This window comes from Novosphingobium sp. (genome assembly GCF_036803765.1).
Lineage (GTDB): Bacteria > Pseudomonadota > Alphaproteobacteria > Sphingomonadales > Sphingomonadaceae > Novosphingobium.
Window position 1 is genome coordinate 90,901 of sequence record NZ_DAIRTS010000005.1, and the last position, 14,260, is coordinate 105,160.

General features: G+C 68.8%; 12 protein-coding genes. 7 read left to right on the plus strand and 5 right to left on the minus strand.

The features are described 5' to 3' along the window. Nucleotides 1-9: 9 nt before the first annotated feature. The 6 genes from V7Q48_RS04875 to V7Q48_RS04900 all read left to right on the plus strand — a co-directional run bounded on the left by V7Q48_RS04875 (nucleotide 10) and on the right by V7Q48_RS04900 (nucleotide 5,632). Nucleotides 10-309: a DUF2849 domain-containing protein gene (locus V7Q48_RS04875; RefSeq protein ID WP_333836730.1), complete on the plus strand. Its 300-nt coding sequence runs from the start codon at nucleotides 10-12 to the stop codon at nucleotides 307-309. Between the two features lies 1 nt (nucleotide 310). Then, nucleotides 311-1,945 carry a nitrite/sulfite reductase gene (locus V7Q48_RS04880; RefSeq protein WP_333836620.1) on the plus strand — a complete coding sequence of 545 codons (1,635 nt, stop codon included), beginning with the start codon at nucleotides 311-313 and terminating at the stop codon, nucleotides 1,943-1,945. Continuing rightward, a complete protein-coding gene (locus tag V7Q48_RS04885) occupies nucleotides 1,938-2,378 on the plus strand; it encodes a DUF934 domain-containing protein (RefSeq protein WP_333836621.1) in 441 nt (146 codons plus the stop codon). Before V7Q48_RS04880 ends, V7Q48_RS04885 begins: the two co-directional genes overlap by 8 nt. Before the next feature lie 5 nt (nucleotides 2,379-2,383). Continuing rightward, complete coding sequence (locus V7Q48_RS04890; RefSeq protein ID WP_333836623.1) at nucleotides 2,384-3,181, plus strand: phosphoadenylyl-sulfate reductase; 798 nt, start codon at nucleotides 2,384-2,386, stop codon at nucleotides 3,179-3,181. 140 nt (nucleotides 3,182-3,321) lie between these two features. After that, nucleotides 3,322-4,734, plus strand: a complete 1,413-nt coding sequence (locus tag V7Q48_RS04895) for an MFS transporter (RefSeq protein WP_333836625.1) — start codon at nucleotides 3,322-3,324, stop codon at nucleotides 4,732-4,734. A gap of 67 nt (nucleotides 4,735-4,801) precedes the next feature. Further along, nucleotides 4,802-5,632 (plus strand): 23S rRNA (adenine(2030)-N(6))-methyltransferase RlmJ, encoded by an 831-nt coding sequence (locus tag V7Q48_RS04900; protein ID WP_333836627.1) that lies wholly within the window; start codon nucleotides 4,802-4,804, stop codon nucleotides 5,630-5,632. Nucleotides 5,633-5,694: 62 nt separating this feature from the next. On the opposite strand, the gene V7Q48_RS04905 is transcribed toward V7Q48_RS04900, so the two are convergent. The 5 genes from V7Q48_RS04905 to V7Q48_RS04925 form a co-directional block, all read right to left on the minus strand. Next, entirely contained in the window at nucleotides 5,695-6,630 is a 936-nt protein-coding gene (locus tag V7Q48_RS04905; RefSeq protein ID WP_333836628.1) for an NAD-dependent epimerase/dehydratase family protein, read from the minus strand. A 10-nt stretch (nucleotides 6,631-6,640) separates the two neighbouring features. Next, a complete protein-coding gene (gene proB / locus V7Q48_RS04910; RefSeq protein WP_333836630.1) occupies nucleotides 6,641-7,774 on the minus strand; it encodes a glutamate 5-kinase in 1,134 nt (377 codons plus the stop codon). Between the two features lie 160 nt (nucleotides 7,775-7,934). After that, nucleotides 7,935-9,308: a class II 3-deoxy-7-phosphoheptulonate synthase gene (locus V7Q48_RS04915; RefSeq protein WP_333836631.1), complete on the minus strand. Its 1,374-nt coding sequence runs from the start codon at nucleotides 9,306-9,308 to the stop codon at nucleotides 7,935-7,937. A 323-nt stretch (nucleotides 9,309-9,631) separates the two neighbouring features. After that, the gene (locus V7Q48_RS04920; RefSeq protein ID WP_333836633.1) at nucleotides 9,632-12,541 is read right to left on the minus strand and encodes a M16 family metallopeptidase; all 2,910 of its coding nucleotides are present in this window, start codon (nucleotides 12,539-12,541) and stop codon (nucleotides 9,632-9,634) included. 152 nt (nucleotides 12,542-12,693) lie between these two features. After that, nucleotides 12,694-13,308 carry an FKBP-type peptidyl-prolyl cis-trans isomerase gene (locus V7Q48_RS04925; protein ID WP_333836634.1) on the minus strand — a complete coding sequence of 205 codons (615 nt, stop codon included), beginning with the start codon at nucleotides 13,306-13,308 and terminating at the stop codon, nucleotides 12,694-12,696. Between the two features lie 373 nt (nucleotides 13,309-13,681). Here V7Q48_RS04925 and V7Q48_RS04930 point away from each other — a divergent pair, with 373 nt between their 5' ends. Then, nucleotides 13,682-14,257, plus strand: coding sequence for a NifU family protein (locus tag V7Q48_RS04930; RefSeq protein WP_333836635.1), 576 nt, complete (start codon nucleotides 13,682-13,684; stop codon nucleotides 14,255-14,257). The last annotated feature ends 3 nt before the right edge of the window (nucleotides 14,258-14,260 follow it).

Here is a 14,260-nt window from a genome sequence, read left to right on the forward strand (position 1 = left end):
GAGACGAAGATCGCGGTAATCACCGGCAACGAATTGCGCACCGGCGACGTGATCTGGTGGACCGGCGAAGGCTGGTCGCGCCATGTCGACGAAGCCGCGGCGGTGGACCACGATGCCGACGGCATCATCGCGCGCGAAAACGCCAAGCAGGTGGTGACCGACACGCATGTCATCGACGCCTTCCGCGGCGCGGACGGTACCGTGCGCCCGGCGCACATCAAGGACCGCATCCGTGCGCTCGGCCCGACCGTGCGCCTCGACCTGTCGCTGAAGCCTGCCGATCCCGCCGCCGGCAACTGGGTGATCTGAGATGTATCAATACGACCAACACGACCAGGCCATGGTCGATGCCCGCGTCGCGGAATTCCGCGGCCAGGTGGCACGCCGCCTCTCGGGCGAGCTGACCGAGGACCAGTTCAAGCCGCTGCGCCTCAAGAACGGCCTCTACCTCCAGCTGCATGCCTACATGCTGCGCGTGGCCGTGCCCTACGGCACGCTCAATTCGCAGCAGATGCGCACGCTGGGTGACATCGCCGACAAGTACGACCGCGGCTACGGGCACTTCACCACGCGCCAGAACATCCAGTTCAACTGGATCAAGCTGTCCGACACGCCCGAGATCCTCGAGGAGCTGGCCAAGGTCCAGCTTCACGCGATCCAGACCAGCGGCAACTGCATCCGCAACACCACGGCCGATCACTTTGCCGGCGCCGCCGCCGACGAAGTGACCGACCCGCGCCCCTATGCCGAGCTGCTGCGCCAGTGGTCGACCTTCCATCCGGAATTCGACTACCTGCCGCGCAAGTTCAAGGTGGCGATCATCGCCAGCGAAACCGACCGTGCGGCCATGCGCCTGCACGACATCGGCATCCAGATCGTTAAAAACGAGGCCGGCGAGATCGGCTGCAAGTTCTTCGCCGGTGGCGGCATGGGCCGCACCCCGATGATCGCGCCGTGCATCGCCGAATTCGTGCCCGCGCTGCAGATGATCTCGTTCCTCGAGGCGGCGCTGCGCGTCTACAACCGCCACGGCCGCCGCGACAACAAGTACAAGGCGCGGATCAAGATCCTCGTTCACGAAATCGGCGTCGCCGAATATCGCCGCCAGGTCGAAGAGGAATTCGCCCACATCCTGACCCTCGGGCTCGAGCCGCCGCCGGCCGAGTTGGAGCGGATCAAGGCGATGTTCGGCGACCCCGGCCTCGAAGCCGGCCTGTCCGACGATCTCGACCTGACCGACCCCGACTTCGCGCTGTGGGTCGACCAGAACGTCGATGCGCACAAGCAGCCGGGCTATGCGATCGTCACGGTCAGCCTCAAGCCCGTTGGCGGCATCCCGGGCGATGCCAGCGCCGACCAGATCCGCCTGCTGGCAGACCTGGCGCGCGACCACAGCCTCGACGAACTGCGCGTCACGCATGCCCAGAACATCGTGCTGCCGCATGTGAAGAAGGCCGATCTCTACGGCCTGTGGCAGACCCTGGAAGCGGCGGGTCTTGCCACGCCGAACCTCGACCTCATCACCGACATCATCGCCTGCCCCGGCCTCGACTATTGCGCGCTTGCCAATGCGCGCTCGATCCCGCTGGCGCAGAAGATCACCGACCGCTTTGCCGACATCGGCCGCCAGCGCGACCTCGGCGAGCTGAAGGTGAAGATCTCGGGCTGCATCAACGCCTGCGGGCATCATCACGCCGGCCACATCGGCGTGCTCGGCGTCGATCGCAAGGGCGTGGAGAATTACCAGCTCTCGTTCGGCGGCGCCGAAAGCGCGGATACCTCGCTCGGCACGATCACCGGCCCCGGCTTCACCGAGGACGGCGTGGTCGACGCCATCGAGAAGGCGACCGAGCTTTATCTCGCCCAGCGCGAGGAGGGCGAGCGGTTCCTCGATACCTATCGCCGCATCGGCATGGCCCCGTTCAAGGAGGCGATCTATGGTTGAGCTGGTCCTGCGCTATCGCGACGACGAGCCTGTGGGCGACCCGGCGGTGACAGTCGATGCCTTCGCCGCCCAGGCCAATGCCACCGCCGTGCGCATCGAGCCGGGCGACGACGCGTTGGCGCTGCTGCCGCATCTCGACCGGCTGGCGCTGATCGAGGTCAACTTCCCCTCGTTCGGTGACGGGCGCGGCTATTCGGCGGCGCGTTCGCTGCGCGAGCGCGGCTATGCCGGCGAACTGCGTGCGGTGGGCGACGTGCTGGTCGACCAGCTCAGCCACATGCGCCGCTGCGGGTTCGACAGCTTCGCGCCCGACAAGCCGATCTCGGCCGAGGCGGCGCAAGCGGCATTCGCCACCTGGCCCGAAGTCTATCAGAAGACCGTCGACGGCCGCGCCCCGATCTGGGCCGCGCGCCACGGCGTGACACAGGACTGACGCCCATGGCTGCCACCGCTCCCCGCATCCGCGACGTTCTCGACACGGCACCGCGCTTCACTGCGGCCGACGTCGAGGCGCTCAACGCCCGTTTCGAGGGCGTGAGCAGCGAGGCGATGCTGGCAGCGGTGCTGCGCGAGGGATTGGCGGGCCGGGCCGCGGTGGTCTCGAGCTTCGGCGCCGAAAGCGCGGTGCTGCTGCATCTGGTCGCCGCGGTCGACCCGGCGACGCCCGTGGTCTTTCTCGACACGCACAAGCACTTTGCCGAGACGCTGGCCTACCGCGACGCCCTGGTCACGCGGCTGGGCCTGACCGGCATGATGGTCATGGAGCCGGACGAGGCGGTGCTGGCCAAGAAGGACGAGGCGGGGCTGCGCTGGTCGTGGGATCCCGACGGCTGCTGCGCGATTCGCAAGGTCGAGCCGCTGGCGCGGGCGCTGGCAGGTTTTGATGCCACGATCACCGGCCGCAAAGGCTTCCAGTCGGCCACGCGCGCAGGCCTTGCCCGGTTCGAGCTGGATACGAGCGACGCGGCCGGGCGGCTCAAGATCAACCCCCTGGCCAACTGGGACAAGGCCGCGCTCGACGCCTATTTCGCGGCGCATGATCTGCCGGTCCATCCGCTGGTCGCACAGGGCTATCCTTCGATCGGTTGCGCGCCGTGCACCAGCAAAGTGGCCCCCGGCGAAGACCCGCGTTCGGGCCGCTGGAAGGGCTGGGACAAGACCGAATGCGGCATCCACGTCCCCGGCGGCAAGGACGGCGACAACGATCTCCCGCCCGAGTACCAGCCGGCGTTCTGACCGCGCGCGCTGTCGCGTCGATTTGCACTGGGCTTGACGACCACATCGGCTAGAGCGGGCCCCGCATACGCCCCCGCATATGCCCCTGCCTCAAGGAGCCCCCGGCCTTGACGTCACCCGCCTCCGCGTCCTCTCCGTCCGTGACAGACGATGCACCCGTGCCCATCGCACCGCTGCGTCGGCGCCTGATGATGGCGCTGGTTACCGGCGCGCTGTTCATGGAAATCCTCGATGGCACGATCCTGACCACGGCACTGCCGGCGATGGCGAGGACCTTCCACACCTCGGCGGTCGCGCTCGATATCGGGATCAGTGCCTATCTCCTCGCGCTGGGCGTGCTGATCCCCGCCAGCGGCTGGCTGGCCGACCGGTTCGGAGCACGATCGGTGTTTGCCGCGGCGATCGCGATCTTCACCATCGCCTCGGCCCTGTGCGGGCAGGCGCAATCGGTGCCCGAATTCGTCGCGCTGCGCGTGCTGCAGGGGGTGGGCGGTGCGATGATGACGCCCGTCGGGCGGCTGGTGGTCATGCGCCACACCCCGCGCGACCAGTTGATCGCCACGCTTTCGGCGCTGATCTGGCCGGCGCTGTTCGCGCCCGTCGTCGGCCCGCCGATCGGTGGCCTCATCACCGAGCATCTCGGATGGCGCTGGATCTTCTGGTTCAACGTGCCGATCGGCGCGGTGGCGCTGGCTGCCGCGCTGTGGCTGATCCCGGACGTGCGCGGGGTGCAGCGCCGATTCGACTGGCCGGGCTTCGGCCTCGTCGCGCTCGGCGTCGTGTTGTTGCAGGTTGGGCTGGAGCGCTGCGCGCGCGCGGTCGAACCCGTCGCCCTCACGCTGGTCGGCGGTGGGATTGCGGTGCTGGCACTGGCCGTCGCCCACTTGCGGCGCAGCGAACGGCCGCTGATCGACCTTGGTGCACTGGCGATCCCGACGTTTCGCGTGGCGGTGGGGCCAGGGCTGCTGATTCGCATGGCGATCGGCGCCGTGCCGTTCCTGCTGCCGCTGATGATGCAGGCGGGGTTCGGGTTCAGCCCGGTCCATGCCGGTCTGTTCGTCGTCGCGCTGTTCGCGGGCGACATCACGATGAAGTCGCTGGTCGAGCGCATCCTGCGCCGATTCGGCCACCGCCCCGTGCTGATGGTCAACGGGCTGGTCGCGGTGGCTTCGCTACTCTCGCTGGCGGTGATCACCCCGGCGATGCCCACCCTGGCGATCGCCGCGCTGCTTTACGTCAACGGGCTTACCCGCTCGCTCCAGTTCTCGACGCTGTCGACGCTGGCCTTCGCCGACATCGGGCAGGAGGCGATGAGCGATGCCAACGGGTTGTTCAACACGCTGCTGCAACTGGGGGCCGCCGCGGGTGTGACGGTCGCGGCGATGTGCGTGCATGCGGGGGCGCGTGCGGCAGGCATGCTGGGGATCGACGGCAGCGGCGCGGACTACCGTTTCGCCTTCGTCGCCATGGCCCTCGTCGCGCTGGCGGGTCTGCTGGGGGCCTGGCGCCTGCCGGCCGATGCCGGGCGGGCATTGACCGAGGCGCGGGCGTAGGGCGGGCCGTAGGCGGGGGCCCAGGAGCGTCTTGCATCGCGGCGGACAGTCTGGTTTCAGCACTGCGATGAATTACCGCCACGCCTTCCACGCCGGCAACAACGCCGATGTCGTCAAGCATACCCTGCTGATCGCCCTCCTGCAGGCGCTGCAGCTCAAGCCGAGCGCGCTGACACTGATCGACACCCACGCCGGTTGCGGGATCTACGATCTCGGCGGCGACGAGGCGCAGCGCACCGGTGAGGCGGCGCATGGCGTGATGCGGGCAATGGCGGATGCGAACCCGCTGCTGGACGACTATCACGCCGCCGTCCAGGCGGTGAATGCGGACGGCGAACTGCGGCTCTACCCGGGCTCGCCGCGCTTCCTCGCGCAGTTGCTGCGCGAACAGGATGCCTTGATCCTCAACGAGAAGCACCCGGTCGACGCCAACGCCTTGCGCGGCGCGATGCGCGGCACCGGTGCCGCAGTGCACGAGCGCGACGCCTACGAGGTCTGGCTGGCCATGCTGCCGACGCGCACGCCGCGCGGGCTGGTCGTTGTCGACCCACCCTACGAACAGACCGACGAGCGCGAGCGCATCACGGCGACGCTCGCCAGCGCGCACCGCAAGTGGTCGCACGGCGTGACGGCGATCTGGTATCCGCTCAAGGACGGCGGCACGCACTTGCGCTGGAAGGACCAGTTGCGCCGGCTGGGCATCCCCAAGATCCTCGCGGTCGAGCATTGGCTCTACGACCAGTATCAGCCGGGCGCCTTCAACGGGGCCGGGCTGTTCTTCGTCAACCCGCCCTATGCCTTCACGCAAAGTCTGCCGCCGCTGCTCGAAGCCTTGCGTGCCGCACTGGCGCCGGAGGAACAAAAGGGCCGGATCACGATGGAGTGGGTCGCCGCCTAGGCGGCCAGCTGCGCGCCACATTGATCCTCCCCGTACCTGCGGCACAGGGAGGATCTGAAAGGTCAAAGCCAGCCGGCTTCCTTATACCACGCCGCCGTGGCGTGGAGGCCGATCGTCGTCTCCACCTGCGGCTCCCACAGGCTGGCGGGAGGGCGGGCGCCGTCGCTGACGGTCCAGTCGGGGTGGCACATGTAGCCCACGCGATCGAGCGTCAGCTTGGCCTTGTCCTTGCGCGCCCAGCCGTCGGCCTTGGCGGCGAATTCCAGCACGCCGCGCGGCAGGGGCAGCGGGCGCACGCGCTTGCCCACCGCCATGCCGATCGCGCGGGCAAGGTCGGGGTGGCTCCAGCCACCGGGGGTGCCGTCGTCGGGCTCGAAGGTCTGGCTGGTCACGTCCTCGCCGCCGGGGACGAGCGCGATCAGCAGGCGGGCGAGGTCGTTGACGTGGATGATCGAGGCGCGGCCCTGCGGCGGCAGCGGGACCAGGCCCTTCTTCGCCAGCTTGAACAGCTCGAACATCTCGGTGTCGCGCGGGCCATAGACCGCGGGCGGGCGCACCACCGTCCAGTCGAGGCTCGAGGCGCGCACGATCATCTCGCCCTTGCGCTTGCTGGCGCCATAGACCGACAATTGCGGCTCGCGCGCCGAGAGCGAGGAGACGTGGATGAAGCGTTCGGCTCCGCCGGCCAGCGCGGCATTGACCATGTTGAGCGTGCCGGTGACGTTGCCGGCATGAAAGCCGGCCGAATCGGGTGCGTTGACCACGCCGGCGATGTGGACGACGACAGCGGCGCCGCGCACGAGGCGGGCGAGCGCTGCGGTGTCGTTGAGGTCGCCCTGGACCCATTCGACGCCTTCGCGCGCCGGTTGCGGGCGGCGGGTGAGGGCGCGCACGTCGAGACCGGCGCGCGACGCGATCTCGAGCACGGCCTGTCCGACGAAGCCGGTCGCCCCGGTCACCGCGAGCAGTTCGCCTGGACGCTGGCGCAGCGCCATCATGCCGCGATGCTCACAACAGGACCAGTTGGTCGCGGTGGATCAGCGCGGAGCGGGGCGCATAGCCGAGGATCGCCTCGTGCGCCGTGGAGGGGTGGCCGATCAGGCGCACCGCGTCGGCCGCATCGTATTCGCTAAGACCGCGGGCGAGCACAGTGCCATCGGGTCCATGCACCGCCACGGCATCGCCGCGCGCGAAGCTCCCCTCGATCGCGGTGACGCCGGCGGCGAGCAGGCTAGATCCGCGGCCGAGCGCGGCAGCCGCGCCGGCATCCACATGGACCGCCCCGCGCATGCGCAGCCGTCCGCCCAGCCAGGCCTTGCGTGCGGTATGGCGGCGGCGCGGCAGGAACAGCGTGCCGCGCGTGGCATCGAGCGCCGTGGCGATCGGCGTCTGCGGCTGTCCGTCGATGATCGCCAGCGCCATGCCGGCCATCTCCGCGATCTCGGCGGCTTGCAGCTTCGAGGTCATGCCGCCCGAACCAAGGCCCGACGACGATCCGCCGGTGGCCATCGCGTGGATTTCGGGCGTGACGCCCTGCACCACGGGAATCCGCGTAGCGCCGGGCTGGCGCGGGTCGCGATCGTAGAGCCCGTCGATGTCCGAGAGCAGCAGCACGGCCTGGGCCGCCGCGGCCTGGCCCACGCGCGCGGCGAGCCGGTCGTTGTCGCCGAAACGGATTTCCTCGGTCGCGACCGAATCGTTCTCGTTGATGACGGGCACGGCGCCGGCGGCCAGCAAGCGGCCCAGCGTGGCGGTGACGTTGAGGTAGCGGCGCCGGTCTTCGAGGTCCTCGAGCGTCAGCAGGATCTGCGCCGCGGTGATGCCGTGTTCGCCCAGCAACCCGGCCCACAGGCCGGCCAGCGCAATCTGCCCGACCGAGGCGGAGGCCTGCGCGTCGGCCAGGCTGCCGCGACCGCCCTTGGCCAAGCCAAGGCGGCGCGCACCCAGCGCGATGGCGCCCGACGATACGATGATGACTTGTTGCCCGGCTGCGCGCGCGGCGGCGATCTCCGCCACCAGCGCGGCCAGCCATTCGCGGCGCGGCTGCCCGTCGCGACCGACCAGCAGGGCCGAGCCGACCTTGATGACGATGCGGGGGCAGAGCGCCGGATCGGCGACGTGGGCAAGCTGGCGGATGCGCATGATCGGCGCGGCTTAGGGCAAATGGGGGGCGGCGGAAAGGCCGCTTGAAGGAAATGTGACACGGCCCGGCGCTGTCCGTGGAAGGGGTCCGTGGATGGGGGCCTGAAATGACGCGGCCCCCTCCCGCCGGGCGGGAGAGGGCCGGATCATGATTGTGCGATCAGGCCGCTTCGGCCTTGCGATCGGCATGCTCGAGGTTGAGCATCTCTGCCAGCAGGAACGCCAGCTCGATCGATTGCGCCGCATTCAGTCGCGGGTCGCAATGGGTGTGGTAGCGGTCGGCCAGGTTTTCCTGGGTGATCGCCACCGCACCGCCGGTGCATTCGGTCACGTCGCGGCCGGTCATCTCGATGTGGATGCCGCCGGCATGCGTGCCCTCGGCGCGGTGAACGGCGAAAAAGCCCTTCACTTCGCCCAGGATGCGGTCGAACGGGCGCGTCTTGTAGCCGTTATCGGCCTTGATGACGTTGCCGTGCATCGGGTCGCAGCTCCACACCACCTGATGGCCCTCGCGCTTCACCGCGCGGACCAGCGCGGGCAACCCGGCCTCGACCTTGTCGTGGCCATAGCGGCTGATCAGCGTGATGCGCCCGGCCTCGCGTGCGGGGTTGAGCGTATCGAGCATGCGCAGCAGCGCATCGGGCGTCAGGCTCGGCCCGCACTTCATGCCGATGGGGTTGCCCACGCCGCGCAGGAACTCGACGTGTGCCGAGCCTTCGAAACGCGTGCGGTCACCGATCCACAGCATGTGCGCGCTGGTGTCGTACCATTCGCCGGTCAGCGAATCCTGCCGCGTCATCGCCTGCTCGTACTGCAGCAGCAGCGCCTCGTGGCTGGTGTAGAAGCTGGTGCCCTGCAGTTGCGGGACGTTCGACGGATTGACCCCGCAGGCTTCCATGAAGTCGAGCGCTTCGCCGATCTTGTCCGCCATCTCGCCGAACTTGGCGGCCCAGGGGCTCTTGGCGATGTGGTCGAGCGTCCAGCCATGGACCTGGCGCAAGTTGGCGTAACCGCCACCCGCGAAGGCGCGCAGCAGGTTCAGTGTCGCCGCCGCCTGGCTATAGGCGCGCAGCATGCGGTCCGGGTCGGGGATGCGCTGCTCGGGCGTGAAGTCGATGCCGTTGATGTTGTCGCCGAGGTAGCTCGGCAGCTCGACATCACCCTGCCGCTCGACCGGCGAGGAACGCGGCTTGGCAAACTGCCCGGCCATGCGCCCGACCTTGACCACCGGCTGCTTGCTGGCGAAGGTCAGCACCACCGCCATCTGCAGCAGCACGCGGAACGTGTCGCGGATGTTGTTGGGATGGAACTCGGCAAAACTTTCGGCGCAGTCCCCGCCCTGGAGCAGAAAACCCTTGCCCGCCGCCACCTGGGCCAGATCGGCCTTGAGCGCGCGTGCCTCGCCGGCAAAGACCAGCGGCGGAAAGTTGCCGAGGGTCGCTTCGACCGCGTTCAGCTTCTCCGCATCGGGATAGACCGGCAGATGCCGCGCCTCGTGATCCCGCCAGCTCTTTGCATTCCAGTTTTGTGCCACTGTCCTCTTTCCTTTCAAGAGGCGCGGCCATACTCCGGCCCCGGCGGGAATGCAAAGAAAGCATTCTGCATAGAGTAATCGTAATTTTATTGCGTGAGTGGCGCGGCAAGGGCTGCCCCTCCACCACCGCTACGCGGCGGTTCCCCTCCCCATGGCATGGGGAGGATCTCGCTTGCTCCTCCCTGCCGAAGGCGGGGAGGGGGACCGCCCGCGAAGCCGGTGGTGGAGGGGCCTGAGACGGCCTCGCCCCTCCGTCAGTCGCGTACCGCGCCTGCCACCTCTCCATCGACGATGGGGAGGACCTGAGGTGCCGTTGCGCCTGCCTACTTCCCCTTGGGCAGCACTTCCACGCGCCACGACCGGTCCTTGACCAGATAGCGCGCGGCCAGCGCCTGCATCGCCTCGGGCGTGGTCTTGCTGTAGTCGACCAGGATCGAGCGGATGTCGTCGAACTTGCCCGGTTCGAGCGCGCCGCCGCCAAGCAGCGACATGTAGAAGGCGTTGCCGGTGCTCGCGCGGGTGATGAGCTGCTTGAGCGGCTCGGTCACGCGTTCGATCTCGTCGGCAGTGGGCGGCGCGGTCGCGAGGTCCGCGGCGATCTTGTCGGCGGCGGTGAAGAACGCCGGCAGGTCGCCGGGGCGCAGCTGCACCGTGGCGCCGAGGTATCCGCCCGAGGGCAAGTCCATCGGCCACGAGGATTCGACCTGCGGGGCATAGGACGCGCCGATCTTCTCGCGCATCTCGTCGAACAGGCGGTTGTTGACGATCTGGGCCAGGATCTCGAGCTGGCGCGATTCGTGAACCCCGGCGCGGCCGCCCCCCGTCGGCCATACGACCATCGCCGCGGCGGTGTTGGGGTCGCCGGTATGCGTCAGCACCACCGGCGTCTCGTTGTGCGCGGGGATGTGCGGGTTCAGCGGCGGGGGCGCGGCGGCCGGGCGCGGGGCGAGTTCGCCGAAGGTCGCGTTGAGCGCGGCCAGCGCCTGCTCGCGCGTGAAGTCGCCGAACATGTCGACCTCGATCGGGCCTTGCGCCAGTAGCGGCGCCCAGACGCGCTTGAAGTCCTCGGGCGTCACGGTGTCGAGCGCGGCGGGGTCGGCGACCTTGTAGCGCGGGTCCTTGTCCTTGAGCAGCCAGCCGATGTCGCGCTGCAGCGCGGCCATTGGCGAGGCGTCGCTGCCCGCATATTGCAGGCGGGCGGCGGCGACCGCGCGGACAATCGGGTTGGGGTCCCAGCGCGGCTGCGCCAGCTTGGCGGCGAACAGGTAGAGCTGGTCCTTGAGGTCGGCGGGGCGCGTGTCGGCCGAAAACTCGAAGGCGGTATCGTCGAGCTTGAAGTTCAGGTTGAACTTGCGCCCCGTCGCCAGCACGTCGAGCGCGTTGCGGTCGACGTTGCCGAAGCCGGTCTCCATCAGCGCCATGTCGCCGAGCGGCGCATAGATCGCGTCCTTGGGCGCGATCGCGGCCAGCCCGCCGCCAAAGCGGACGCGTACGATGATGCGCCCCGGTTCGGCATCATTGGCCCAGAGCAGCGCCTTGACGCCGTTGGACAGCGTCAGCCGCTCGATGCCGAGGATGCCGGTGGGCTGGGCTTCGGTGACGGTGGAGGGCTGGCCGAGCGCGGGCAGCTTGGCGAACGAGACCGCATCTCCGGGGAGGCGCACGCTGGTGGTCGGCACGGGCTTGGCGACCAGCGCTGTGCGCACGTCCGCCGCGGTGGCGCCGGTGTCGGTCGGGGTGGTCAGCATGCCGCGCACCACGGTGCCCTTGAACAGCGCGCGGGTGTGCTCGAGCACGGCCTTGGGCGTGAATAGCGCCGTCGACTTGCGGAAGATCGCGTAGACGGTGTCGGGATTGGCCACGGTCTCGCGGATGTCGACCGCCTGGGTGATGTCGTCGGCGAGCGCAGAGCCGGCCTGGGTGCGCTGCGTCTCGACCGGCACCTTGTACGACACCTCGAACTCGGCGACCTCGCGGTCTATGTCGGCCTGCGAGGGCGGGGCGGCCAGCGCATCGTCGATCACCGCGCGCACATCGGCGACCGAAGCCTTCCAGTCGTTGCCGAGCGGGGTGACGCTGACCAGTGTGGTGTCCGCCGAACGCGCATAGTTCTGCTGGTCGACCGAGGCGCTGAGGAAGCTGCCGCCGGCGCGGGCGCGCACCGCGAGGCGACGGTTGATGACCGCCATGGCCAGACGGTCGATCATCAGGCCCTGGTTATAGGCGATGGTGTCGGCGTGCTTCTTCCACGGGCGCACCACGGCATAGTTGAATTGCAGCGGCACCGTCGGCTCGACGATCACGCGGGTCTCGCCCACCGGGTTGGCCGGCGAGGCCCCCCTCGGCGCCACCGGCTTGCCGAAGTCGACCGGCTGCAGCTTGCTCGCCGGAGCCTGCCACGGGCCGAACCACTTGGAAATCTGCGCGATCATCGCCTGCGGGTCGGCATCGCCGGCCACGACGATGATCGTATTGTCGGGGCGATACCACTTGTCGTGGAATGCCTTGACGCTTTCGGGCGTCGCGGCCTGCAGCGTCTCGACCGTGCCGATGGGCGAGCGCGTCGCGGCGGGCTGTCCGGCGAAGAACAATTCGCGCGTCGCATCCATCACCCGGGTCTGCGGGCCGGAGCGCTCGCGCATCTCGGCCAGCACGATCGGCACCTCGGTCTTGACGCCCTGGGGCGTGAAGATCGGGTCGGCGATCATGCCCGACAGCAGCTTGAACGTCTCGTCGAGCTTGGCCGGCGTCGCGCCGGGCAGGTCAAGCTTGTAAACCGTCTGCGTGCCGCTGGTCTCGGCATTGGTGTCGCTGCCAAAGGTCGCGCCAAGGCGCTGCCAGGTCGGGATCGCCTCGCCCGACTTGAGATACTTGGAATCGCGGAAAGTCAGATGTTCGATGAGGTGCGCAAAGCCGCGCTGGCTGTCGGTTTCGTAGAAGGCGCCGGCATCGACCAGCACGCGGACCGAAACCTGGTCAGGCGGTACGCCGTTGTGGCGCACGGCATAGCGGATGCCGTTGGGCAGGCGGCCGAAGATCCACTCCTTGTCCTGCGGCACATCGCTGCCGGCATAGAGCCAGTTGGCGCTGGTGGCGGCAGCGGATGTGGAGGCAGGCGCTGCAGCCTTGGCCGCGGGCCGTGCAAGCGCGGGCGCTTGCGCCAGGGCCGTGCTCGCCAGAAGGGGGAGGACGAGAAGAACGAAGCGCCGCGACGGCCGGATTTTCGATCGCATGGGCTTTGTATAGGGAGCGTGAATGTGAAGGGCCAGTGAATAGAAGGGAGGGCCGATTGGCGCCCGCCTCCCGCGTTGCCCGGCTCCTCGTATGCCTGTTTTCGTAGCGGGCTGCCTCCTTCCGTTCGGGAGAAGGAGGCAGCCTTCGCGGATCAGGGCTTGGGCGGGGTTGCCGCGGCCGGGGCAGGGGCCTGGCCGGGTGCGCCCTCGGCGGCGCCGGGCTGGCCGGCCTGGGCCGCGGCGCGCATCGCCTCGACTTCGGCCGCGGTCTTGTAGTCGACCAGTTCGACCTGGAAAACGAGATCGGCATTGGCGGGGATCGTGTCGCCCGCGCCCTTGGCGCCATAGCCGATCGCGGCCGGCACGCAGAAGCGCCAGATGCTGCCCTTGGCCATCAGTTGCAGGCCTTCGGAGAAGCCGGGGATCACGCCTTCGACCGGGAAGGCGGCGGCGTTGGCCTGATCGAACACCTTGCCGTCGGCCGCGAGGTAGCCGATGTAATTGACCAGCACGAAGTCGGCCTTGGTCGGCATGGCGCCGGTCGCGGGCTTGAGCGTCATCGTGCCGAGGCCCGAAGCGGTCTTGGCGGTGCACTGGCGCTGGCCGGCCGCGATGATCGGCTGCAGCGGCACGGGCAGGATCGCGGCCGAGGCGGCCGGGGCTGCCGCAGCGCGCACCGGTGCCGGCGCGGCGATAGCGGGCGCGGCGCCCAGCACGAGGGAGAGAAGGGCGGCGGCGGGCGCGAGGCGCTGGCGGATATGGCTCATGGCCGTCGTCATAATCGGCGGCGAGGCCGCATTCCAGCGAAATAGCGGGCGTTTGCGGCCTTTAGGCGGCGTGGACAAATTCCACAACGCCACGGTTGCCCTGTAAAAGGCCTTGGCGAGGCGCGAGGACGCAGGAGGAGTGGGCTTCCTTCAAGGACGAGCAACGCTGCCAGGGCCTTTTACAGGGCAACCCCTTTCGGGGCTGGAGGCAAAAACCGCCATTTCCGCGTCGGCTCGTCGCGCAATATTCCCGATATTGTGCTTCCTCACCTCCTTGAACTGGCGGTTTTTGCCTCCAGCCGTGACGCTGTGGAATTTGCCCACGCCGCCTAAGGCCCTTGACCCATGCCCCCCCGGTCCTAAATGCAGGGGCATGTTCATCGAAACCGAAACGACGCCGAATCCGGCCACGCTCAAGTTCCTGCCCGGCGAACTGGTGATGACCAGCGGCACGCGCTCGTTTACTTCGCCCGAAGAGGCCGAAGTATCGCCGCTCGCCAGCGCGCTGTTTTCGCTGGGCGACGTGACCGAGGTTCTGTTCGGCCGTGAATTCGTGTCGGTGACGATCGCGCCGGGCGCCGAATGGGCCAGCGCCAAGCCGCAGGTCCTGGCGATCCTGCTCGACCACTTCGTGTCGCAGGCGCCGCTTTTCGCCGGCGGCAGCGCGGCCGAGATCGCCGTCCCGGCCGAGGACGAGGACATGGGCGACGATCCGGCCGATGCCGACGTGGTCGACCAGATCAAGGACCTGATCGAGACCCGCGTGCGCCCCGCCGTGGCCAACGATGGCGGCGACATCATCTATCGCGGCTTCCGCGAGGGCGTGGTCTATCTCAAGATGCAGGGCGCATGTTCGGGTTGCCCCTCGTCGACGGCGACGCTCAAGCACGGCATCGAAAGCCTGCTCAAGCACTACGTCCCCGAAGTGACCGAAGTCCGCGCGGCCTGACGT

What these genes read in the sequence shown, in the direction of transcription:
- V7Q48_RS04905 (WP_333836628.1), bottom strand. Translation starts at nt 6,630, where the DNA reads ATGATGGCGCTGCGCCAGCGTCCAGGCGAACTGCTCGCGGTGACCGGG.
- V7Q48_RS04900 (WP_333836627.1), top strand. Translation starts at nt 4,802, where the DNA reads ATGAATTACCGCCACGCCTTCCACGCCGGCAACAACGCCGATGTCGTC.
- V7Q48_RS04925 (WP_333836634.1), bottom strand. Translation starts at nt 13,308, where the DNA reads ATGAGCCATATCCGCCAGCGCCTCGCGCCCGCCGCCGCCCTTCTCTCC.
- V7Q48_RS04885 (WP_333836621.1), top strand. Translation starts at nt 1,938, where the DNA reads ATGGTTGAGCTGGTCCTGCGCTATCGCGACGACGAGCCTGTGGGCGAC.
- V7Q48_RS04880 (WP_333836620.1), top strand. Translation starts at nt 311, where the DNA reads ATGTATCAATACGACCAACACGACCAGGCCATGGTCGATGCCCGCGTC.
- V7Q48_RS04930 (WP_333836635.1), top strand. Translation starts at nt 13,682, where the DNA reads ATGTTCATCGAAACCGAAACGACGCCGAATCCGGCCACGCTCAAGTTC.
- V7Q48_RS04920 (WP_333836633.1), bottom strand. Translation starts at nt 12,541, where the DNA reads ATGCGATCGAAAATCCGGCCGTCGCGGCGCTTCGTTCTTCTCGTCCTC.
- V7Q48_RS04890 (WP_333836623.1), top strand. Translation starts at nt 2,384, where the DNA reads ATGGCTGCCACCGCTCCCCGCATCCGCGACGTTCTCGACACGGCACCG.
- proB (WP_333836630.1), bottom strand. Translation starts at nt 7,774, where the DNA reads ATGCGCATCCGCCAGCTTGCCCACGTCGCCGATCCGGCGCTCTGCCCC.